The sequence below is a fragment of the Rhizobium sp. RU33A genome (assembly GCF_900156055.1).
Taxonomy (GTDB): domain Bacteria; phylum Pseudomonadota; class Alphaproteobacteria; order Rhizobiales; family Rhizobiaceae; genus Allorhizobium.
This window is the reverse complement of the sequence record NZ_FTMQ01000005.1, coordinates 10,931-34,293: the sequence shown is the minus strand read 5'-3', so window position 1 is coordinate 34,293 and position 23,363 is coordinate 10,931. Positions and strand designations below refer to the sequence as shown.

At 57.3% G+C, this 23,363-nt stretch carries 16 protein-coding genes; 12 read left to right on the top strand and 4 right to left on the bottom strand.

From position 1 onward, the window contains the following. The first annotated feature begins 3 nt into the window (after positions 1–3). From BW978_RS17620 to BW978_RS17575, 10 genes are all read left to right on the top strand, one after another. Positions 4–1,473 carry an aldo/keto reductase gene (locus BW978_RS17620; RefSeq protein ID WP_076397150.1) on the top strand — a complete coding sequence of 490 codons (1,470 nt, stop codon included), beginning with the start codon at positions 4–6 and terminating at the stop codon, positions 1,471–1,473. 681 nt (positions 1,474–2,154) lie between these two features. Next, positions 2,155–3,231, top strand: a complete 1,077-nt coding sequence (locus BW978_RS17615; protein WP_076397149.1) for a transporter substrate-binding protein — start codon at positions 2,155–2,157, stop codon at positions 3,229–3,231. Next, positions 3,228–3,839, top strand: coding sequence for an ANTAR domain-containing response regulator (locus BW978_RS17610; protein WP_076397148.1), 612 nt, complete (start codon positions 3,228–3,230; stop codon positions 3,837–3,839). The genes BW978_RS17615 and BW978_RS17610 overlap by 4 nt, the downstream gene beginning before the upstream one ends. Next, positions 3,814–4,713, top strand: coding sequence for an ABC transporter permease (locus BW978_RS17605; RefSeq protein ID WP_210216989.1), 900 nt, complete (start codon positions 3,814–3,816; stop codon positions 4,711–4,713). The genes BW978_RS17610 and BW978_RS17605 overlap by 26 nt, the downstream gene beginning before the upstream one ends. Then, the gene (locus tag BW978_RS17600) at positions 4,713–5,633 is read left to right on the top strand and encodes an ABC transporter permease (RefSeq protein WP_054149568.1); all 921 of its coding nucleotides are present in this window, start codon (positions 4,713–4,715) and stop codon (positions 5,631–5,633) included. The genes BW978_RS17605 and BW978_RS17600 overlap by 1 nt, the downstream gene beginning before the upstream one ends. Positions 5,634–5,660: 27 nt before the next feature. After that, a complete protein-coding gene (locus BW978_RS17595; protein ID WP_076397147.1) occupies positions 5,661–7,277 on the top strand; it encodes an ABC transporter substrate-binding protein in 1,617 nt (538 codons plus the stop codon). 8 nt (positions 7,278–7,285) lie between these two features. Next, a complete protein-coding gene (locus tag BW978_RS17590; protein ID WP_076397381.1) occupies positions 7,286–8,245 on the top strand; it encodes an acetamidase/formamidase family protein in 960 nt (319 codons plus the stop codon). Further along, on the top strand, positions 8,242–10,023 hold the full coding sequence (locus BW978_RS17585; RefSeq protein WP_139330588.1) for an ABC transporter ATP-binding protein: 1,782 nt from the start codon (positions 8,242–8,244) through the stop codon (positions 10,021–10,023). The genes BW978_RS17590 and BW978_RS17585 overlap by 4 nt, the downstream gene beginning before the upstream one ends. 378 nt (positions 10,024–10,401) lie before the next feature. Then, positions 10,402–11,280, top strand: coding sequence for a 3'-5' exonuclease (locus BW978_RS17580; RefSeq protein WP_244551994.1), 879 nt, complete (start codon positions 10,402–10,404; stop codon positions 11,278–11,280). A 727-nt stretch (positions 11,281–12,007) separates the two neighbouring features. Further along, positions 12,008–12,658, top strand: coding sequence for a DUF6088 family protein (locus tag BW978_RS17575; RefSeq protein WP_076397146.1), 651 nt, complete (start codon positions 12,008–12,010; stop codon positions 12,656–12,658). A gap of 960 nt (positions 12,659–13,618) precedes the next feature. On the opposite strand, the gene BW978_RS17570 is transcribed toward BW978_RS17575, so the two are convergent. The 3 genes from BW978_RS17570 to BW978_RS17560 form a co-directional block, all read right to left on the bottom strand. After that, positions 13,619–14,728 (bottom strand): acyltransferase family protein, encoded by a 1,110-nt coding sequence (locus BW978_RS17570; protein WP_083697626.1) that lies wholly within the window; start codon positions 14,726–14,728, stop codon positions 13,619–13,621. 282 nt (positions 14,729–15,010) lie between these two features. After that, a complete protein-coding gene (locus BW978_RS17565; protein ID WP_076397144.1) occupies positions 15,011–16,285 on the bottom strand; it encodes a FecR domain-containing protein in 1,275 nt (424 codons plus the stop codon). Positions 16,286–16,714: 429 nt separating this feature from the next. Then, on the bottom strand, positions 16,715–17,383 hold the full coding sequence (locus BW978_RS17560; RefSeq protein ID WP_076397143.1) for a helix-turn-helix transcriptional regulator: 669 nt from the start codon (positions 17,381–17,383) through the stop codon (positions 16,715–16,717). Positions 17,384–18,269: 886 nt separating this feature from the next. Between BW978_RS17560 and BW978_RS17555 the strand changes: the two genes are divergently transcribed. Next, positions 18,270–18,995: a DUF6088 family protein gene (locus tag BW978_RS17555; protein ID WP_076397142.1), complete on the top strand. Its 726-nt coding sequence runs from the start codon at positions 18,270–18,272 to the stop codon at positions 18,993–18,995. A gap of 325 nt (positions 18,996–19,320) precedes the next feature. Beyond that, the gene (locus BW978_RS17550; RefSeq protein ID WP_076397141.1) at positions 19,321–19,959 is read left to right on the top strand and encodes a hypothetical protein; all 639 of its coding nucleotides are present in this window, start codon (positions 19,321–19,323) and stop codon (positions 19,957–19,959) included. 295 nt (positions 19,960–20,254) lie between these two features. On the opposite strand, the gene BW978_RS17545 is transcribed toward BW978_RS17550, so the two are convergent. Continuing rightward, positions 20,255–23,032 carry a bifunctional diguanylate cyclase/phosphodiesterase gene (locus BW978_RS17545; protein WP_076397140.1) on the bottom strand — a complete coding sequence of 926 codons (2,778 nt, stop codon included), beginning with the start codon at positions 23,030–23,032 and terminating at the stop codon, positions 20,255–20,257. Positions 23,033–23,363 lie beyond the last annotated feature (331 nt).

Sequence of the window (23,363 nt, the reverse complement as noted above, 5' to 3'; positions counted from 1 at the left end):
GGAATGATTTCCGTGTCAAAGCATCCCGAACGCATCAATCTCACCCCGGACCTGTCGATCAGCCGGCTCGTCTGCGGCCTCTGGCAGGTTGCCGATATCGAAAAGAATGGCGCCACGGTCGATCCGGAGCAGGGGGCTGATGCCCTTCAGGCCTATGCGGAGGCCGGGTTCGACAGTTTCGACATGGCCGATCATTACGGATCGGCGGAGATCATCACCGGCCATCTCCTGAAGCGCTATACCGCTGGCGAGAAGCGACCGGTTGCCTTCACCAAATGGTGCCCTGAGCCTGGTCCGATGACCCGCGATGTGGTGCGTCGGGGTGTGGAGGAGAGACTCATCCGCCTTGGCGTCGAAAAGGTCGATCTTCTGCAGTTTCATTGGTGGACTTTCGAACATCCGGCATGGCTCGATGCCCTGCATGAAATGCAGGCGATGAAGGAGCAGGGCCTGATCGGGGCCCTCGGCCTTACCAATTTCGATGCAGCCCATCTCAATCTCGCACTGTCAGATGGGATCGAGATTGCCAGTAACCAGGTCTCCTTCTCCCTGGTAGACAGGCGCGCGGCCGGCGACTTGTCGGCTCTATGCCTCAGTCGCGGCGTGAAGCTTCTGGCCTATGGCACGCTCTGCGGCGGCTTCCTGTCGGAGAAGTGGCTCGGTCAGCCGGAGCCCGTGTCTATCCCTGACTGGAGCCGCTCGAAATACAAGCGCTTCATCGATACGGCCGGCGGATGGGCCGTCTACCAGGGTATTCTGCGGGCAGCATCCGCGATTGCCCGCAAGCACAGCGTTTCGATTTCCAACGTGGCCAGCCGCTGGGTTCTCGAACATCCGGCCGTTGCCGCCACGATCATCGGGGCACGGCTTGGTGAAAACGAGCATCGCGACGACAATCTGAAGGTCTTCAGCTTCAAACTGGATGGCGATGACCGCGCTCTGCTCGACGGCGCCTTTGCGAAAGCTAAACCTATTCCCGGCGATTGCGGTGATGAGTATCGAAAGCCGCCATTCCTGACGGCATCTGGTGACCTTAGTCATCACCTCGATGCGATCCCGTCTGTCTACAAGGCGGTTCCCGTGCCGGGGCGCCAGGATCGCTTCCGTGTTTCCTCCGGTAGCATCTGGGAGCCGCTTGCCGGTTACAGCCGTGCAGTGCGGGTCGGCGATCGAATTCTGGTATCTGGGACCACGGCGACTCACGGAAGTAACCGCTGTGTGGCACCCGGCGATCCGGGCGCTCAGGCGACCTATATTCTCGACAAGATTGCCGCATCAATTTCCGCGCTTGGCGGAAAGATGGAGGATGTCGTTCGCACCCGCATCTATCTCAAGGATGTGTCACAGTGGGAACCGGTCTCGCGGGCCCATGGCCGTTTCTTTTCCGAGATTCTTCCGGCGAATACCTTGATCGAGGCTGGCGCTCTGGTCGGCAATTATGAAGTCGAGATTGAAGCGGAAGCTGTGGTTTAGATTGTGATCAGCTATTGGTCTGTGCCACAGTGGTGGTGGTACGGTTGTCTTTCAATCTCTCATGTTTCCATCATCAGATTAATCTGATCGTTCCGCCATCCACTCTGAACTTGCTTCCGTGGTATGCGAGGTTTGCTTCGAGGCCAAGAATACTGCGACTTCGACAAATTTCTCAGACCGCATAGAGCGAATGATTTTTTCACGATGGGAAGATTTCCTGCGCGCGTGCTAGACGGTTCCTTGTAACCGCGCGGTCAAACGCGTCCGTGCCATCATCGCAGGCTTCAGGGACCAGGGTGGCAATTTCAACCGCAATGGTCCGGTGCCTGATGCCAGTCCCGTGAGGGCGCGGTCCGGCAGACGATTACATCGCGGGCTACAAGCGGGACGGCCTGAGTTGCCCGATTAGCTTCGTACTTGATGATATATTGTTCATCGCTCGACGGACCTGTAATACGCGCGAATTTTCGGCAATTAGCAGGTGCAGAAAACAGCAGGTGCACAAATCTTGCGCGCCGCAGCATCTCTGCGATGGATTCATGCAGTTTTAAGGGCTGATTTCGAAATTATGCTTCCAATCTCAGATTTGCAAGACTAAGCTGAACGAAATAGCGGCACCTGAGCCCCGTTTCGATCGCGTCCATGACGCGCATCGGCGGGGCTTTTTGCATTGGGGTTCTAATGAAGCGGATCGTAGACATTGGTGTGCTTTTGTCACGCAGCGGCATGTATGCCGCCTTGTCGCGCGCTAGCCGCGACGGCGTGTTGCGTGGCGTCGAGGAGGTCAATGCCGATCCGGGCCTCGATCTATCCTTCCGCGTCACCGAACGCGACCCTGACGGACGGCTCGACCGTTATGCGCCTCTCTGCCGCGAAATCCTGCGTGGCTCCGGCGCGCGCCATATCTTCGGCTGCATCACATCCGCAAGTCGCAAGGAGGTCATTCCTGAACTCGAGCGCTTCGACGGAATCTTGTGGTACCCAGTGCCTTATGAGGGATTTGAGGCGTCCGAGCGGGTCGCCTACATGCATTCCTGCCCGAACCAGCATCTGCTGCCGCTTCTGGACTGGGCGCTGCCGACGCTTGGAAAGCGCGCCTATCTGGTCGGCTCCAATTATATCTGGGGCTGGGAGATGGCGCAGATCGCGCGAGAGAAGATCGCAGCTGCGGGCGGACAGGTCCTCGGCGATCGCTACCTTCCGATCGGTGACACGGAACTCGACCACATCATCAGTGATATAAGGGCATTGAAGCCGAGCTTCATACTGAACTCGCTCGTCGGCGACAGCGCTTATGCATTTCTGGCGCGGGTCGCCCAGTTAAAGCAGGAGGCCGAGTTTGCCGATGGCTTGACCGTGCTGTCATGCAACTTCACCGAATGCGAGATCGAGGCGGCAGGCGAGGCGGCCGAAGGGCTGGTCTCGGCAGGTCCCTGGTTCGAGCCTGACGGCGGGAGAGGCGGATCGTTTTACGAGATGGCGCGCCAATCCGTGCATGAACTGGCCCTGCTTCTGCATGGTCGCCCCGAGGCAGAAGAGCTTGCCCTGGCGGAGCTGCTGCACACGGCGCTCAAAGCGGGCCGTACGACGCGCCTTGATCCCGTGCACCTGCATGCGCGCCAGCCGGCAATCATCGCGCGTCTGGAAAATGGTCGGTTTCAGGAAATCAGGCGACTGCCTGTAACGCGCGCCGATCCCTACCTCACGCAGAGGTCGCAGCCTTTGCATACGGGCTCCCACCTGAAGGTGGTGTCATGACCCGCATCAGGACAGAAAATCTGGGTGGAGCAACCGCGTGGATCCTGCACCGACCTCATCCTTCCGTAAATGGGCTTGTCCGCCAACTCGGTGTCATTGGCCTTGAGGTCCACGAGGCCTGGCCCGAGCTTCCGGCCGAGACGATCGGGGCAGACTTCATCTTCTACGATGCAGACATGGGCCACGACGAGCAGTTCCCCTTTGCGCCCGGTCAGTCACCCATGCCGATGATTGCACTGATCGGTTCGGAAGCGCCGGGCCGCTTGCGCTGGGCGATGCAAATGGGCGCGCACGCCCAGCTCCTGAAGCCCATGAGCGACAAGGGCGTCTATGCCGCTCTCCTCGTCGCGCGCAGCAATTTTGATCGGGCCAAGGCCTCCGAAGCACTGATCGCCGATCTGCAGAGCCGCCTTTCGGCGCGTCAGACGATCGTGCGCGCCGTGATGCTCTTCGTGATGAAGGGCAAGACGGAAGCCGAGGCCTATGACCTCCTGCGCCAGACTGCGATGGCCTGGCGCGTGACGATCGAGGTGGCCGCCGAGCGGCTGGTGGCCAATCACTCGCATGAAAGGGGTGCCGACGATGGCAGACGCATCGATCCCGCCTGAACCCTTGGTCGTGCCGGAAAGCGGGCCATCCGTGTGCCGGCAACTGGCTGAGCGCAAGCTGGCGCTATTGGGGCTGCTGATCACCTTCGTCTGCGTCGGTGGCGCGATCTTTGCCCCGTGGCTTGCACCCTTCGATCCTTACGAGCAATTCTTCGACGGCCTCACCATCGAAGGCGCACCCTTGCCGCCGAACGCGATGTTCTGGTTCGGAACGGATCTTCTGGGCCGAGACCTGTTCTCGCGCATCCTGTATGGCGCGCAGACCTCGCTCGTGATTGGGCTGGTTGCCAACGGAACCGCCTTGCTGATCGGCACGCTGGTGGGCGTGACCGCGGGTTACTTCCGCGGCATCATCGGCGCGGTGCTGATGCGCTTCACCGATCTGATGATGGCCTTTCCGGCACTGCTTCTGGCGATCTGTCTGGCTGCGATCTTTTCCCCGTCCCTCTGGATCGTTGCGATGGTGATTGCCTTTGTAAACTGGGTGCAGACCGCCCGCGTGATCTTCACCCAGACCTCCTCGCTTGCCGAGCGCGATTACATCGCTGCTGAAAAGACGCTGGGCGCCGGCCATGGGCGCATCCTGTTCAAGCATATCCTGCCCCATCTGATCCCGACTTTGATCGTCTGGGGGACGCTTGGAATCTCGACCACCGTCCTTCTGGAGGCGACTTTGTCATTCCTCGGCATTGGTGTTCAACCGCCGATCCCGTCCTGGGGCAACATCATCTTCGAGAACCAGACCTACTTCCAGTCTGCACCTTGGCTGGTCTTCATTCCCGGGGCGGCGATCCTGTTGCTGGCGCTTGCCTTCAACCTCGTCGGCGACGCGTTGCGCGACATTCTAGATCCAACGCAACAGGGGCGTGACTGATGGCTGCCTATATCCTCAGACGTCTCGTTCAGTCGGCGCTTATCCTGCTCGGCGTGTCCTTCATCACCTTCGTCCTTCTTTACGTCCTGCCGGCAGACCCGGTCCGTCAGATCGCCGGTCGCTCCGCAACGGCTGCAACAGTCGAGAGCATCCGCCAGCAGCTCGGGCTGGATCAGCCGTTTCTCGTCCAGTACGGCAACTATCTCCTGAACCTTGTCCAGGGCGATTTCGGACGCTCCTATCTGCAGAAAACGGAAGTCGCCGAGCTTTTGTTTTCGCGCCTGCCGGCAACCTTGCTCCTGCTTGTCGCTGCGATCGGTTGCGAGCTCCTGATCGGCCTGCCGCTTGGCATCGTGGCTGCGCTCAATCGCGGCAAGGCGATTGACAACGGGCTGATGCTAACGAGCTTCCTGACAGTCTCTGCGCCGCAATTCGTGGTGGCGCTGTTGTTGCTCTTCGTCTTTGCGGTGAAGCTCGGCTGGTTCCCGATCGGCGGATACGGCACCTTCGCCCATCTCGTCTTGCCGGCCGTGACGCTCGGTATTCTCGGCTCAGGCTGGTACTCGCGCATCATGCGATCCTCTATGGTCGACGTATTGCGTGCCGATTTCATCCGCACCGCCCGCGCCAAGGGCCTCGGCCGCAGCAGGGTCATTCTTGGACATGCCCTGCCCAACGCCATCCTGCCGATCATCGCGATGATCGGCATCGACATCGGCCTCTTCATGTCCGGCATTGTCGTTGTCGAAAGCGTCTTTGGCTGGCCCGGCATCGGTCAGCTCGCCTGGCAAGCGATCCAGCGCGTCGACATTCCGATCATCATGGGCGTCACGCTCGTCTCTGCCTGCGGCATCGTCATCGGCAACCTGATTGCCGACCTGATTTCGCCGCTCATCGATCCGCGCATCAAGCTGCGCTGAAACCGTCAACCCACAGGAGTAAGGCCTATGAAGAAGCTTATCCTTTCAACTGCGCTCGCAACCCTCATGGCCCTGCCGGCCTTTGCGCCGGTCATGGCCCAGGAGCCGAAGCATGGCGGCAACATGGTGGTGACCTACAAGGACGACGTCGCGACGCTCGATCCGGCGATCGGTTATGACTGGCAGAACTGGTCGATGATCAAGTCGGTCTTCGACGGTCTCATGGACTACGAACCCGGCACCACCAACCTGCGTCCGGGTCTTGCCGAAAGCCATGAGATTTCCGAGGACGGCCTGACCTATACCTTCAAGCTGCGCCCCGGCGTCAAGTTCCACAATGGCCGCGAACTCGTTGCTGACGACGTCGTCTACTCGATCAACCGCGTGATCAACCCGGCCACGCAGTCACCCGGCCAGGGTTTCTTTGCGATGATCGACGGCTATGACGCTGCCGCCGAGGGCAAGGCCGAGACCGTCTCGGGTGTTTCTGCGCCTGATGCCAGCACCGTCGTCTTCAAGCTATCGCGTCCGGACGCAACTTTCCTGCACGTCATGGCGCTGAACTTCTCGTTTGTCGTCCCGAAGGAAGCGGTCGAAGAAGCCGGCGCGGATTTCGGCAAGAAGCCGGTCGGCACAGGGGCTTTCAAGCTGACCGAATGGACGCTCGGCCAGCGTCTCGTCTTCGAGAAGAACGCCGATTACTGGATCTCCGGCGTTCCCTATCTCGACAGCTTCACGGTTGAAGTTGGCCAGGAACCGGTCGTCGCCTTGCTGCGCGCCCAGAACGGTGAAGTCGACATTCCAGGTGACGGCATTCCGCCGGCCAAGTTCGTCGAAGTGATGCAGGATGAGGCGCAGAAAAGCCTCGTGGTCGAGGGCGGCCAGTTGCATACCGGCTACATCACCATGAATGTCACGAAGGCGCCGTTCGACAAGGTCGAGGTACGCCGTGCCGTGAACATGGCGATCAACAAGGATCGCATCGTGCAGGTCATCAACGGTCGTGCGGTGCCGGCAACCCAGCCGCTTCCGCCATCCATGCCGGGCTACACGGAAGGCTATGAGGGCTACAAGTTCGACCAGGAAGGCGCAAAGAAGCTTCTGGCCGAGGCCGGTTATGCAGACGGGTTCGAGACCGAACTCTTCGTCATGAACACGGATCCAAACCCGCGTATCGCCCAGGCGATCCAGCAGGATCTGAAGGCTGTCGGCATCAACGCATCGATCAAGTCGCTGGCGCAGGCCAATGTGATCGAGGCGGGCGGCGCCGGCAATGCGCCGATGATCTGGTCCGGCGGTATGGCCTGGATCGCTGACTTCCCGGATCCGGCGAACTTCTATGGGCCGATCCTTGGATGCGGCGGTGCCGGTGAAGGTGGCTGGAACTGGTCGAAATACTGCAATGCGGACCTCGACAAGATGGCCGCAGACGCCGATTCCATCGTCGATCCTGCCAAGGTTAACGAGCGCCTCGCCAAATGGTCCGATATCTACATGAAGGTGATGGAAGACGCGCCCTGGGCGCCGGTGTTCAACGAGCAGCGCTATACGATGAAGTCTGCCCGCATGGGCGGCGACAACGCCCTCTTCGTCGATCCGGTGTCCATCCCGGTCAACTACGACTACGTCTTCATCAAGGAGTGATGGAAGCCATGTGCAAGCATTGCAACCATACGATCCACGCCCATCAGCATCATTTCGGCTGGGACAATTCCTTTGCGCCCGCGCTCAATGCTGCACCGGGCGAGACGATCCTGTTCCAGTGCCTTGACAGTTCTGGGGGCCAGCTTGGCCCCCAGTCCACCGTCGAGGATGTGCAGGCGCTCGATTTTGCCAAGATCAACCCGGTTTCAGGGCCGATCTATGTCGATGGTGCCAAGCCCGGTGACGTGCTGAAGGTGACGATCGAAAGCTTCACGCCGCAGCTTCGTGACGGCGCAGGCTTCGGTTGGACAGCGAACATCCCGGGCTTTGGGCTGCTGGCCGACCAGTTCACCGTGCCTGCGCTCAACATCTGGAAGTTCGATGCGACGAGCATGGAGCCCGCGCTGTTCGGCAGGAACGGGCGCGTGCCTCTCAAGCCTTTTGCGGGCACCATCGGCAATGCGCTTGCCGAAAACGGCCATCATACGGTCGTTCCGCCGCGGCGCGTCGGCGGCAATCTTGATATCCGCGACCTCTCTGCTGGAACGACGCTCTACCTGCCGGTCGAGGTCGAGGGTGCGCTGTTTTCCGTCGGCGATACCCACGCAGCCCAAGGCGATGGTGAGGTCTGCGGCACGGCTATCGAAAGTCCCTTCGATGTCGTTTTGACACTCGACCTGATCAAGGATCAGCCACTGAAAATGCCGCGTTTCACAACGCCAGGGCCGGTCACGCGTCATCTCGATTCCAAGGGCTATGAGGTGACGACTGGCATCGGTCCAGACCTCTGGGCTGCGGCGAGGGATGCCGTCTCCGGCATGGTCGATCTTCTCGCAACGACGCAGAAGATGGATCCTGTCGACGCCTATATGCTCGTCTCGACCTGCGGTGATCTTCGGATTTCCGAAATCGTCGACATGCCGAATGTCGTGGTGAGCTTCTACTTCCCGAGGGCCGTCTTCGAATGACAGCATCCCCGCTTTCTCCCGTGGTCAAGCCGATGGCTGACGTCGTCTTGTCGGTTCGCGACCTGCAGGTGTCTGCCCGCTCGGACCAGGGGCTTGTCCCGCTGGTCGATGGGCTGAGCTTTGATCTGCATCGAGGTGAGACCCTTGCGATCGCGGGAGAAAGCGGTTCGGGCAAGTCGATAACCTCGCTGGCCTGCATGGGCCTTTTGCCCGAACCCGGGGTGCGGGTGACAGGCGGTTCAATCCGCTTCGGGGACACGGAACTCACGACCCTGCCGGAAAAGCGGATGCAGGCGATACGTGGCGCGCGCATCGCCATGATCTTCCAGGAGCCGATGACCGCGCTCAATCCGGTTATGAGCATTGGCCACCAATTGATCGAAGCGATCCGCGCGCACGAGCACCTTTCGGTGTCGCAGGCGCGAGCCCGTGCACTCGAAGCGGTCAAGGCGGTGCGTCTGTCCCAGCCCGAGAAGCGGCTCGAGCAATATCCGCATGAACTCTCTGGCGGCATGCGGCAACGCGTGATGATCGCCATGGCGATTGCGCTGCGACCCGCCGTTCTCATCGCCGACGAGCCGACGACGGCGCTCGATGTCACGGTTCAGCGTGAGGTTCTCGATCTGCTCCGGGACCTGCAGAAGGAACTCGGGACCGCCGTCATCCTGATTACCCATGACATGGGCGTTGTTGCCGAAATGGCCGATCGCGTGATTGTCATGCGCAAGGGACAGATGGTCGAGGCCGCGAACACGGTCGATCTCTTCGATGCGCCGAAAGACCAATATACGCGCGACTTGCTGGCGTCAGTGCCGCGCATCGGGGGCGGGGCTAAGCGCCCCATTCCGGAGACCCGCGATGTGCTCGTGCGCTATGACGAAGTCTCGGTGAATTTCCCAATCCGTGCAGGGCTTCTTGGACGGGTTGCGGCGCGCGTGCATGCGGTCGAGCATGTTTCGCTTGAGATATTCCGCGGCGAAACCCTGTCGCTTGTCGGCGAGTCCGGTTGCGGGAAGTCAACAATGGCAAAGGCGCTGGTCGGATTGGTGCCCCATGAAGGCCGCATCGAGATCAACGGCCAGGCCATGGGGGAACTCGGCGCTTCCGGCCGCAAGGCGATCCGGCGCGATCTGCAGATCGTTTTCCAGGACCCCATGGCAGCGCTTGATGCGCGCATGACCGTCGGCGAGCTTATCCGCGAACCGCTGGTCATCCACAATATTGGAACGCCTGCCGAACAGAAGGCACGCGTGCGCGAACTCCTGGAGCGCGTCGAGATGTCGCCGAGCGTCTACAACCGCTATCCGCACCAGTTTTCCGGTGGTCAGCGTCAGCGCATCTGTATCGCGCGCGCCTTGGCTCTGAAACCAAAACTGATTGTCTGCGACGAAAGCGTTGCTGCGTTGGACGTATCGATCCAGGCTAAAGTGCTTGATCTCTTACGCGACTTGCAGAAGGAAAGCGGCGTGACCTATCTCTTTATCAGTCACGATATGGCAGTGGTGGAGAATATCTCCGATCGTGTCGCAGTCATGTATCTCGGCCAGATCGTGGAAATGGGAACGCGCGCGCAGCTGTTTGGCAATCCCCAACATCCCTATACCAGGCGCCTTCTGGACGCTGTCCCGGTTCCAGACCCGCGCCGCGAGAGGTCAGCAGCCCCCCGCTTGGCGGGTGAGATCCCGAGCCCGGTGTGGAAGGTCGGCGAAGCCCCGAAACAAGTACAGCTCGTCGACATCGGCGGCGGACATCTTGTCGCCGACACGCGCTATCAATGAAACATGACCGTCGTCTGGCTTTGGCACCTTCCAACACCGCGCGGTGTGACAGGGGCAGGGGTATGGGCAGGGGAGTGAACCACACTGGAGGTACCGCGCGACACTGTCGCTGCGTTGGCACGGAAACTGCGCGTCACGATTTCAAGTCGTACCCGGCGAAGCACTATTCTGTTTGAGGTGCACATTGATTGGCGGTGACTCAAGATATCCGCATGGTAAGACTAGGAAAACGGCCAACAGGACATTTTCGTGACGCCGTCCCAGTTCGACATGTTTGAAGACGAGACCACGTCTTTGCCGACGCAAGCTATGCCGGCCAGGACTCTGTCAGCCAGAACTCTGCCAGCAAAACCCGTGCCCCGGTCGGTGCCGTTCGCAATGGATGAGACAGCTATGGTCGCCCATCTTGCCGCTACCGGACGTTATCGCATCCTGCATAGGCTCGAAGCACGGCCGATCGCAAAAGCGCCCAAACCCGAATACCCGCTATCGGGGGTCGTTCTTGATACTGAGACGACCGGGCTCAATCACCGCAAGGACGAGATCATCGAAATTGGGTTGATTGCATTTTCCTTCGACGCGACTGGGCGCATAGGTAATATCACCGGCACCTATGGCGGTCTGCGCCAACCAGCTTCGCCCATTCCCGCCGAGATCATGCGGTTGACTGGCATCACGGATGAAATGGTCGAAGGGCACACAATCGATATGGACGCGATCCGATCGATCATTGAACCGGCAGACTTGATCATCGCGCATAATGCCGGTTTCGATCGTCCCTTCTGCGAAGCCTTCTCGCCTTTGTTTTGCAATAAGGCCTGGGCCTGCTCCAACGCCGAAATCAACTGGTCTTCGCGCGGCTTCGAAGGCACTAAGCTTGCCTACCTGATCGGCCAGGCGGGGTTTTTCCATGATGGACATCGTGCCGTCGACGATTGCTTTGCGCTTCTGGAGGTGCTCGACCGCAGTCCAGACGACGGTGCCTCGACGCCGTTGGCGGAGCTTTACGCGGCAAGCCAGCGTTCGCGTGTCAGGATTTTTGCGGAAAACAGTCCTTTCGATCTCAAGGACCACCTGAAGGCGCGCGGCTATCGCTGGTCTGACGGAAGCGAGGGGCGTCTAAAGTCCTGGTGGATCGAGATTGAAGAGCAGGACCTTGCCGATGAGCTCTTATATCTCAGGACCGAGATTTACCGTTATGCGGATGCAGATCCTCCAATAAAATTCCTTACGGCAATTGATCGTTTCAAGGCGTGACAACCTCCGAGCACTGTTGCCCCCGAAATCCTATGCGTTGGTCGCATGGCTGTGTTGCTGCGCAGCATATGGTGCCGCCGGGAGGCTACCTGAATAAATATTGTCATTGAAGCGATGCACTCCTCCCGCAAAGCTTCGGGTTTCAGATGCTCTACTCCTCCCTCCCAAAGGGCGACTGAAAGAGTGGCGACACTCCTCCTCCCAGTCGCTGTTCCGTTCTTTTCTGAAAAGCCTGCCGCACCTCCTCCCGCGGCAGGCTTTTTTGTTCGTGGCCCGGACGTCACGCGTTCAAAATAAATCCTTAAGCTGTCATTTTGCGAATTCGATGGTTGTTTTTGTTCAGCCGACTGGACGGTTAGGGGCAAGGTAGCTTTGCTTTTGCGTCAGTCCGCGGGATACATTCTCTGGTTGATAGATGCGGATCAGTTGACGCAAGACAGGAAGGGCTGTGCATGTAATGCTGGAATGGCTCCTGCGTTGCATGCCAAGTTTCGTTCACTGAATGAACGTTTAGGCTCGTCGTGCTCTTAATCGTGAACATGGTGCCATAAACCCCTACGTCTTGGCCTTGGCGCAAAGAATCGCTAGCCTCGCCATAGACGAGTGTCGCTTGACGGATTGGACTAGCCTCGATCCGGTCTCATGAGTTCCTAGATGATCGACCTTCCAAACCTACAAGCCTCGACAAGACGAAACGGCAGGCGTTGCGGAGCATGTCCTCACGCGAATTCGGGAGGCAGGCCCTGGCCGTGTGTGGTCGCGGACTGGTTTTCTGGATTTCGGCAGCTCATATGCAGTGGAAAAAGCGCTGCAACGCTTGGTGCAGCGAGGGAGGATCCGCAGGGTTTTGCGCGGCCTTTACGACCGGCCCACAAACGACCCGATCACTGGAAAGTGGGAAGTCCCTTCCATTCTTTCCTTTGTCGATGGGATTGCTAGACGCGATGGCCTCAAGGTTTTGGTCGACGGCCTGACGGCGGCACATGCGCTCGGGCTGACCTCTGACAGGCCTTTTTCAACGGTCGTTTACGCAAGGACCCGTCCTCGCTTTATCACGATTGACCTCAGCATCGGCCGAAGCGGCAATCGCGTGCCAACCACTTACAGGCTGGATTTCAAGAGAACCTCCACGAGCTTGCCTGCACTGTGGGCGGGCCGACCTTCCAGGCCTCTCATCCAAGCTCTGCATTTGATGCATGACCGGAATGAGGATCTCAATATTGTGACGCAAAAGGTCATGCAAACCATGCGCATGAATGGCAGCGGACATGTGGTCGCTACGGAACTCCGGTCAAACACAGCCGCGCTGGATATGTGGATGAAACCCTTCGTCTTACAGATCGCAGATGCGCTGCTTCCGCCGCAGAACGCAGTATGACGTAGCATCAGCTGACATCTCCCTATTTTCAGCCATCACACGCTCGTTTTCCTCATCGCCTTGGCCACTACGATCGGAACGATTGAGGGACCTGAAGAAAGCTTTGCAAGCGAAAACAGTTTGCCAGGAACAGCAATAGCACGTCGGCAACTCCACTTTTTGCAGTGCGATAAAAAGTTCCAGATCATTGGACGATGACATCTTCACGATATCAAAGGGGCGCTGTCTGGCCGACGAGTTAAGTTCGATTATGCCGCCAGCGACACTGATTTGCCTTCGATGAGATCGAGGCGATGCCCCTGAGCTTGCAGGCAGGTAAGTGCCGCCGCTGCTAGATGCCTAGCTTGCGCAGCTATCCTGGAGAGGCGATGCAAGAGAGCTCAATGCACGTGCCGAGTGCTTCGCAACTGGACGAAGGGCCAGCGCAAAACAAATTGGGGTCAGGGGTGCTCACCCTTCCGGGCAGCGTCTCACAAAAGGAAGCGCGGTCGATACTTAGCGCTCCTGGAGCGGAACGTCGGCAATACAGTGCATAAGCCCGCGGATCTCGAGATTCGCGTGCCCACCTTGAACGAGAAGATCAAACGCCATGGCCTCGGATATTCTGGCACGAGTTCGGGGGAGCATCATTACGGTGGATGGGCCGCATCAGCTGCCGCAGACGGCCGGCCGGTGCCCGTCATGTTAAGTGGCGACCTCAGCGGGTGGTCTCCATCACAGGGAGGTTTGCGCCTCTGCGAATGGCCTCCTGAGCTCTGGCTGCCTCTTCGACGACGGCCTGGACATCGACACCGGTCAGTCTGCCCCCTCGTTTCCGGGTGATGCCATCGACAATCACTGTGTCGACATTTGTGGGAAGGGCGTACCGTACGATCTGGAAAGCCGGATTGGTGTTGGCAGCAGGCGTATGTAGGGCTCATCTGTTCACGTAGGCAGATTGCGTGGGGAATGAACCCGATTCTAGGTTGAGCGATGCCGTAGCCTCTTCAGCTTTTTTTCCATCAGCCAATAAGACACAGCCGCAATCGCGATCGAAAGCGTAGCGGAAACGAGGAAGGCCGTGATAGGTGTCATGTCATCCCGAACGTACTTCGCGATGGGATAATGCCAAAGATAGACTGAGTAAGAAATAGTTCCGATATACACCAGCACCGGGTGTGATAGAGTTTTAGATATTCCGGTGGGGACGCCTGATGTTAAAGAAAATATCAAGCCCGATGCTGCAATATCTGCAACAATCCCACCCCAGATAACGGAATCGATGTTTCTGACACGGAGTATGAGCAGCAGAAGAAGCAGAGTGTAAGTGGAGGCTATAAGTATTTTTACAATCTTTTCTTCGCTGGGTTTCCACGTATTGAGTGCGATAATGCTGCCTGCCACCAAGCCCGTAAACCGCGTATCGAACCGAAAATAGGTCCGAAACCAATCCTCCCAGATTAACCCGTCAATTATTCGCCATAAAGATCCAGCCACGAACAAGCCGAACAGGCATCGGATCAGTATCATCGTTGGAAGGCGGCGTGTAATCAGTAGGAGCAGCGGCCAGATCAGATAGAAATGTTCTTCAACCGACAGTGACCATGTGTGGGAATTGATGAGGGGCTCGCGCCAGAAGGCGACGGAGTAGTCGGATAAGTACAACAGCGGAAGAATTGTCTCTAAGGCCGGGTTGGCTTCAGGGAACACATAAGGAAAAGAAAGTCCGCACGCTAGCAAGAAAAGAATGAGAGGAGGCCAAAGCCTCAGCATCCTTTTGTAATAAAATCGCCTCAAGGAGATGTCGCCTGTGGTAGACAGTTCGCTCCGCAGAATTGAGGTAATCAGGTATCCGCTGAGTACAAAAAAGACATCGACGCCGATCATGCCTCCTGAAAAACCAGGAACCCTGCAGTGAAACGCGATGACGGTTATGACTGCGACAGCTCGAGTGCCATCCAGAGCGGGATTGTAGACCAATTGCGAAGACGGTAACAAATGCCCCTCCAGATCACCAGTGATTGAAGCCGTCCTTGTCGGATTCACACCATAGGATTGCAAGGGTACGATTTGCTGTGAAGGTGATTGCATATTCGTTAATGGAAGGCAGGAATCTCGCTTTACATTAACGGTCCTTATTTCTCGCGCTTCGACTAGGAGGCCGCTTGGACAGTTCGGAGCTGCCTTAGAACATCCACGTCAAGCAGTTGTCCGGGCAATCACGCCATGCTGGCCTCGAAGTCCGGTCTGTCAGTGCGGTGAACATCGATATTGACCTCTTGGGCTACGCTTGGCTCGTTTATTGTGAGGCTTGGAAGCCCGACGCTCACAACTAAAGGCTATGAGTTCTTTCACCGGCTCGGCATGGCGCTATCAATTGCCGTTCCCGCCGCCGTTGCCGTTCCCGCCGCCGTTGCCGTTCCCGCCGGCGTTGCCGTTTCCGCCGCCGTTGCCGTTCCCGCCGGCGTTGCCGTTCCCGCCGGCGTTGCCGTTCCCGCCGGCGTTGCCGTTCCCGCCGGCGTTGCCGTTTCCGCCGGCATTGCCGTTCCCGCCACCGTTGCCGTTCCCGCCACCGTTGCCATTGCCGCCGGCATTGCCGTTTCCGCCACCGTTGCCGTTGCCGCCGGCGTTGCCATTGCCGCCGGCATTGCCATTGCCGCCGGCGTTGCCATTGCCGCCACCGTTGCCGTTCCCGCCACCGTTGCCATTGCCGCCACCGTTGCCGTTCCCGCCACCGTTGCCATTGCCGCCGCCGTTGCCATTGCCGCCGCCGTTGCCATTGCCGCCGGCATTGCCGTTGCCGCCGGCATTGCCATTGCCGCCGGCGTTGCCATTGCCGCCACCGTTGCCGTTCCCGCCACCGTTGCCATTGCCGCCGCCGTTGCCATTGCCGCCGGCATTGCCGTTGCCGCCGGCATTACCGTTGCCGCCAGCATTGCTCTTGCCAGCGCCCTGACCACCGGCATTGTCCTTGGATTTGCTCGCGCCCATGGCGCCCTTGGCTTCTTCGGGTGTCGATGTCACCTTGTTCACAGCGCCAGCGGCCGGGACCTTGGCATTCGAGGGCGCGACACGCGTGATCTGCGGTTTTTCTGAGAGCCCGGCGACGGTCATGCCGGATGCATCCACCTGCGCACCCTGGCCGGCACCGAGGTCACTCCGTTCACCGGTGCTGAAGCTGGTCACTTGAACCAGGCCCCGTTCGACAGCGACCGCAGCATTGGCCTTGCCGACCTTGACGGTGAATTGCGTGCCCTTGACCACGGCCGCCAGGAATGGGGTCTGCACCGTCGTATGCGGACGCTGCCGTTTCTCGATTTCGAGGCTGATCTCGCCCACCTGCTGGACCACCTCGGTCTTGCGGCTGATATCCTGGCCCCGGGTGATGATCGCGGCCAGTGTATTCGGCTGAAAGGCGATGCTTTCCGCGCCGCGCACCAGTTGCAACCGCCCGCGTGGTCCGGTCGAGATCCAGGCCTTGTTGGGAACCTGCATACCTCTCTTGAGCGGAACCCAGGTCTTCTTGTCGACGGTGTAGGCGACCTGTGCCGTCGCCTTGGCCGCCATCCAAGCTTCGCCCGCGGCCGATGCCGCACCGGCAAGGCAAGTCAGGAAAAGACAGAGGACGGTTGAAACGATGAAGCGCATGATGGGTCTCCCTTGAGCTCCTAATTCAGCACGCGTTCCTTAAGATTCTTCTGAATTTGCTGTGGCGGGTTTATCAATTGCCTGATGATTCGATGAAAAAATCTGCAATGTGCAATCGCTGTGTTTCTAGACTTGGTTGATCGTCGCGTGTCGGAGAGGGCCCAAATAGAACGTTGGTTTGGTGAGCAGTTGACTGAGCGCAGCGGTTGCGGAGCGAATACATTTCTCCGACAAAGACCTACCTAACGACTTTATGGACCGTCGCCCGGACGAGGGGACTTCCCAATGCCCAAAGGTCATTTTGCGCTTGCTGTCCGTCAGCGCATGGGCAAAAGCGATCCTTCAATCGCGTCGGCACCCGAAACGCTTTTTTTCGGTGGGCAAGCATTATCCAGAAGCCGGATGGTCTCTGCGCAGCCATCTAAATTGTTAAGCAACCAGTCCCTGGCGTATCGTTTTCGCAATGAAACTGAGCCTATTTGTTGCGCCTATCTTCTTCATGCCCGACCGAATGTAATCATTTACAGTGTACTCAGAGAGGTTGAGGATGATTGCCACCTCCGGGGAGGTTTTGCCCTCGGAGACCCAGCGCGCAATCTCCAGTTCCCGCCTGGTTAAGTTCGCAGGTCTGATATCAGCCGTGAAGCTGGCGACGGAAAGTGCCGCATCCATATCATGAGAGCATTTGTAGGCGTTTTCTGGGTCTGTCGGCAGCGAGATCACTATATAGGTTGCGCTCAATACAAGCGGAAAGGCGACATATCGAAGGGCCACTGTGTCTCCAAGGTGCACTACGGAGGGTCCATCGAACTTTGCCCCTGCATGCGACAGCAGCCGTCGCCACTGCACCTCGAGCGCAAAGCTAGCGCCAGCATCCAAAATGAGACTATCTGGATCCCCACCATTATCCCATCCGTAGATCAGGTCATTGACGTCTTGGGTATCACAGCACTGGTGTTCGTAAATTGCCAGAGTTGAGGCATGCCAGCGTCTGGCCACGCCATTGATGTGCTCGTAAAGATCCAAGCTGGCGTCGGATCGGGTCTTGTCCTGTTCTCCGTAACGAGCGCTGTCGGTTTGCGAGCCCGAAATGGTCATGCCTCTCCAGCCCCCTAGAAGTTGGTGATTGCAATTTTTGTCATCAGTGTCAGCATGAGTTTGTTCCGAGGGGGCAGGGTTTTCTTGATGGCGCATAGCCATAGAAAACGTCTGCGGCGGCGAGCCTGTCCCCCTCGGGCCCCAATAATGGGCCACCTAATTGTCTTCACGGGGCAATTCCCAAGACGTGCGGCGGCTATGTCTTGGCAGTTGCGCAAAAGAGCGTGAGTTCTTTTAGGCATTGCGAGTGTCAGATTTATTTTACAGTTATTCTACCAACTATTGGGCGAAAGCCGAAAAAATCTAATAAATTTAAGAAGTGAAGCTCCGTCCCGGCCGTGGGAACCACCATGTTCTGGCGAAAACGCAGAAAAACTGGTGCGGGATCTTATTAAGTATCATTTCTAGCACGTTAATTCCGCTAGATTTGAAATTTTTGATTGTCCTTTTGTTTCGCACATGGGTCTCGTACAAACTCGGGGGGCAGCTTGGCGCGATCCACACCTTAGCACGAAATACTACCTCAGGTAGATTTCAGTGGATATCGGTTTGATTTCGTTTAAATCGCTGGGGTTCTTGAAGACCTCAAGCACCACCCACGAGCCCGAATAAGTCAGCGGTAACCCAATGGCGATGAAGGGCGAGACTGGGAATTCCAAGTCGCTGAGCTCGACAGGAGTCTAGCCCCATCAGGCGCGGTAGTTTAGCGGTTCAAACCCTTCGGGAATATCCTGCCAGCCGAGGCCGAATAACGATACTACGCCACGCTGGACGCGTGAGCCCTAGCCGCATAACTTAAACGAAATGGCCTCCGGCAAAGCCGGGGTGGTCCATAAGCATCGTTTCAAGAATTCGACTACGCTTGATCTGCCTCACGAGTTCCTCGATGATCGACTTTTCAATCACTTGCACGCCTCGACAAGACGAAACAGCAGGCGTTGCGGAGCACATCCTCACGCGCATACAAGAGGCCGCTCCGTTAGGCGTGTGGTATCGGACCGACTTTCTGGATTTCGGCAGCTCCTACGCCGTGGAAAAAGCGTTGCAACGCCTTGTACGGCGTGGGAAAATCCGCAGGCCGTTGCGTGGCCTATATGACCGGCCGATCGAAGACCCGATCACCGGAAATTGGGAAATCCCTCCCATTCTTTCCTATGTAGACGCGATTGCTAGACGTGACAGCCTTGCGGTTTTGGTCGACGGATTGACGGCGGCGCACGCATTTGGGCTGATTTCAAGCAGACCTTTCTCGACCGTAATATACGCAAGGGCCCGTCCGCGCCTGATCACGATTGACGCTAGCATCGGCCAAAACAGCGGTAATGTGCCAACGATTTACAGGCTGGATTTCAAGAGATTTTCTGAAAGCACGCCTTCATTCTGGGCAGGGCGACCTGCCATGCTTTTGATCCAGGCAATCCATTTAATGGACGCTCGAAATCACGATCTTGATGCCGTTGCTCAAAAGGTCATTCAAACCATTCGCAGGAATGGGAATGGACCCGCGGTCGCGATGGATCTTCAGTTGAACGCTGCAGCGCTGGAGATGAGGACGAAACACTTCATCCTAGAAATCGCAGATGCATTGCATCAGCCGGAGGGTGCACGATAACGCAGCATCAATTGAAACTACCTGTCTTCAGTCATCAGAGACGAAGGTTGAGTGACTGCTTGAAGATAGGGCATGTCAGTAGCGCGATGCGATCTCCAGTCGAGTTCGGGAAGCAGAAAGAGTTTGACCCGAGATATCTCCGAAAACTTGGGTTTCTTCGGACACTCACCCCATTAGCTTGCTTGCTGAACAGAAGCGAGGCAAATCAAACCATGGGTAAAAGCATTCCCTTCGGGCTCTTCTCAATTATATATCTCGACAGGAATCAAATATGGGTTGTCTCACGCCGTTGAACTAACGGTTCTATGCAAACAGGCACTGGGTAATGAGGGATATAGATTTAAAAGACAGTCACTTTAAGATCGAGACAATCTTCAGAAAAAACCCTGATGAGCCTAAGATTTTTGAATTTTCTGTCGAGTTGCGCCAATATGCGGTTTCAGATGACTCAGGTTGTCTTGCCGTCCCAGGGTACCTCGGCGGTTACGTGGTGCAGGCAGGGTATCTCCCTCAAAGCGACGATGATTGGTACTTTGACATCTTTGATATGCGCAGCGATCACGCCCTGGAGGCATTTCATATTCTGGCAGATGAAAGATCTCTGTTGCGTAAAGCTTTGGGGCAAGGTGGAGTCTTGGAGGAATGCACCTGTGTAGCCCATCTGGAGCAGTTATCGGTGCATCCATCGCTTAACGGCCATGGGGTCGAGCGGCGTTTGATCTGCGAAGCGAAGCGCGTGCTGGCTCGCTCTGGGTTGCTCGTGTTGATGAAAGCCCAACCTGAAAGCCTCACCGTGTCTGACGCTGATTGCGCCAGACACGCGGCTGATGATCAGCTTGGCTTTACTGCCATCTCGCAGCACAGATATCCCGGGTGGTTGGCTGGAATCTGGAACCAATATTCGGCCGAGCCTGCTGACGAGACAGTGTCGCAAAAGTTGACCTGGGGCGCAGACGTCAGTTGAAGTTGTCGATCTGGCTCTATCGCTTCGATTTGCTGTGCGAACACAAATCGTTGGTCGACATTCGGTGGGTCTTCGAGGCGCGGCGATCAAGATCTGAGTTTGGTCCGGGTTTTGTTTTATTCCAACCGTCAACGATCGAGCGCTCCTGATTTCTGGTTGCCTCTGCAGCGACATCTCGGAGACGATCAACCGACCTAGAGACAGTCTTGCAAGTAAGAAGGTTTTTGGAACAGCAACGCGCGCCGGACGCGCTTGATTAGGGGGAACGCGCCTCAGACAGAGCGCAGAACCCGCGTTATGCCGCCTCGCTCTGCGCTACATTAATCGGGCCAGGCCTACCAAGTAGATATCCCTGCACCTCATGGCAGCCTTCAACACGCAGGATCTCCAACTGATCGGATGTCTCAACCCCTTCAGCCAGAATGGGTATGTTGAGCCCGTGGCCCATGGCCAGTACTGCTCGGATCATTGCTCTTGAGCCGCTTGTGCTTTCGAGGTCGGTCATGAAACTGCGATCGAGTTTGATTTTGTCAAACGGGAATGACCTCAAGGTGTCGAGCGACGAATAACCCGTGCCAAAGTCGTCAATTGCAATAGACACGCCAAGAGCCTTGAGGCTGGTCAATGCGGCCATCGCCCTATCCTTGTCGACGATAATCGATGACTCGGTGATCTCCAGCTCAAGTCGCTTTGGATCAAGCTTCGTTGCTCGAAGTACCTCTTCAACGAGACCCTTGATGTCGGCATGGGCAAACTGGATCGGAGACAGATTGACCGCAACTTTGTGAGCGCTTTGCCAGCTTGCAGCATCCTGACAGGCTCTGCGGAGCACCCATTCGCCAATAGGAATGATTGCGCCACATTCCTCGGCGACCGGAATGAACTCAGCTGGAGAGACGGCACCTTTGGTCGGGTGCTGCCAGCGCAGCAAGGCTTCATAGCCGGTGATCTTGCCGGTCGCGACCGATTTCTGCACCTGGTAGTTGAGGCTGAACTCGCCTCTGTCCAGCGCTTGCCAAAGGTCCTTCGCCATACGGGCCCGGTTTCGCGCAATTTCGTCCATCGCTGGCTCGTAAAAGCAGACCTGCTCGGACATCGATTCTTTTGCGCGGTACATTGCGAGATCTGCATTTGCGAGAAGCAATTCGAGGGTCAGTCCATCATCGGGATAGCCCGCAATCCCGATGCTGACGCCGCAGCTTAAGCGGTGTTCGTCGATGGTGACCGGGCGGACGAGCTCGGCGCGTAGCCGCTCGACAAAATCCAAGAGTTCGCCATGATCATCATAGCGCTTGAGAGCGGCAAACTCATCACCTCCGAAGCGGGCAACAAGCTCGTGGTCTTGCAGAACAGACGACATGCGGGCAGCAAGCTCGACAAGCACGCGGTCACCGACCGCGTGACCCAGCTGGTCGTTGATCTGTTTGAACCGGTCAAGATCCAGACCAATCATGGCAAGCTTGCCGCCACTATGCTCGGCAAAGGCGATTTCATGCGTGGCATAGTCGGTGAAGGCCGGACGGTTTGGCAGCTTGGTCAGACTATCGTTCTTGGCCAGGAAAGCGATGCGTTCTTCGCTTTGCATGCGCTCCGTGATGTCTTCGAAGGTTGCAACCCATCCCCCGTCCGCAAGCTTGTTGAAATTTGCAAGCACGGTACGGTCATTCGCAATCTTGTGCACGAGACTGCGTTGCCCTTCCCTGATGGCCTTCATTGTCTTTTCGTAGTGGTTCTTGCTCCGGCGGCGGGCCTCGCTAACCTCTGAAATGGCATTGAGATAGCCAGTTTCGACAATGTCGACATAGCTGGCACCTGGTTGAGCCACAGCTTCGTCAAAGCCGAAGATCTCTGTGTAGCGCTGATTTGCAAGCACGAGTTTTTCGTCCTTGTCGAACAGACACAATCCCTGGATCATCGATTCCAGTGCGAGATCAAGGTTGCGCGATACCTGTGTGATCTTGTCCTGTGCGGCCTTCTGCTCAGAGATGTCGCGGGTGATTTTGGCAAAGCCCACATGTTCACCCTCGCTGAAAATCGGCTGGATCAGGACCGAGGCCCAAAACTGCGTGCCGTCCTTCCTGAGCCGCCATCCTTCGGCTTCATACCGCTTATTGATGAGGGCTTCATTCAAGGCCCCGGATGGAAGATCTCGGGCTTGATCGGCGTCAGTGTAGAACACCGAGAAGTGTTGGCCGACGATCTCTGATGCATCATATCCCTTGGCTCTTTGGGCACCGGCATTCCAGTTGGTGATAAAGCCCTTGGTGTCCAGCATGTAGATTGCATAGTCGGTGATCCCCGACACCAGAAGGTCAAAGGAAGCCTTGGCCTTGCGAGTGGAGCGCTCTGCCCTTGCCGTGACATTGAAGACGGCCGCGCCACCGGCAACGAGCGCGACGCAGACAACGAGGATGGTGGTGATCATCCAGGATTTAGAAAGCGAGGTCGTGCCCAGATCATCTTGCGGTCCTGGAACCACGGTCACCGCACCCATTGCAGTAAAATGCAAGGATACGATCGCCACGGTAAGTGCTGCGGCCGCGCCCACCATGTCACGAGGGGATTTTCGGTCTGCAAGCCAGAAGCCTGTAGGAGAAACCACGCCGCAAAACATAATGGCTGCCAGGACAAGCGAGCGATCCCATATCAGATAACCGCCAGCCTCAATGCCCGACATGCCGGTAAAATGCATGCTGCTGACACCGAGCCCGAAAATCAGGCCAGCGCCAACGGCCCCGGCAATAGACCTGTTCGTTAATGAGAGCGTCAGCGCCATGAATGACGCAATGATTGCTATCCCGAGCGAAACCAAGGTTTCGAGCAGCTTGTAGCTGACGTCGAAACCGGGATCATAGGCAATCATCGCCACAAAGTGTGTGGCCCATATGCCAAAGCCGCCGCTGGCTGCGGCAAATGCAATCCAACTCCACCGGTCTCGCTTGAGCTCATCGCCTTCCCGGGCTTTGGAAAGCACGAAAACAGTCAGAGCGTTTGAGGAGATGCAGATGACCGCAGCAAGCGCCACTAGATAGAGATTATGCTCGTAAACCAGGCAAGAGACGACAGCATACATGAGAAGCCCCAAAATCTGGTTCTATTGTATGCCGATCTTCTTAAAGGTCTGACAACCTGCGCTAGCTTCAGGCATCAACAGATCGCGCTGAAGAATTTTTGCCGATGCTGAGAGTTCAAATAAGCGTGAACCCGCGCGCAAGAGAACCTTGTGCTCTGCAAGAATGTGGGGGAGTTCATTCAACGCTTTTGCGACTACCCCTGCAATTTTCAAGTCGAAGTATAGGGCGTGAAACAGCCTGGCAGAGGGCCAGAGGAAATGAGGTCTTCATCTCCAGGTGATTATCTTATCTCCATGATATCTGCAATCACTGTGTGTCAGGTAGCAAATC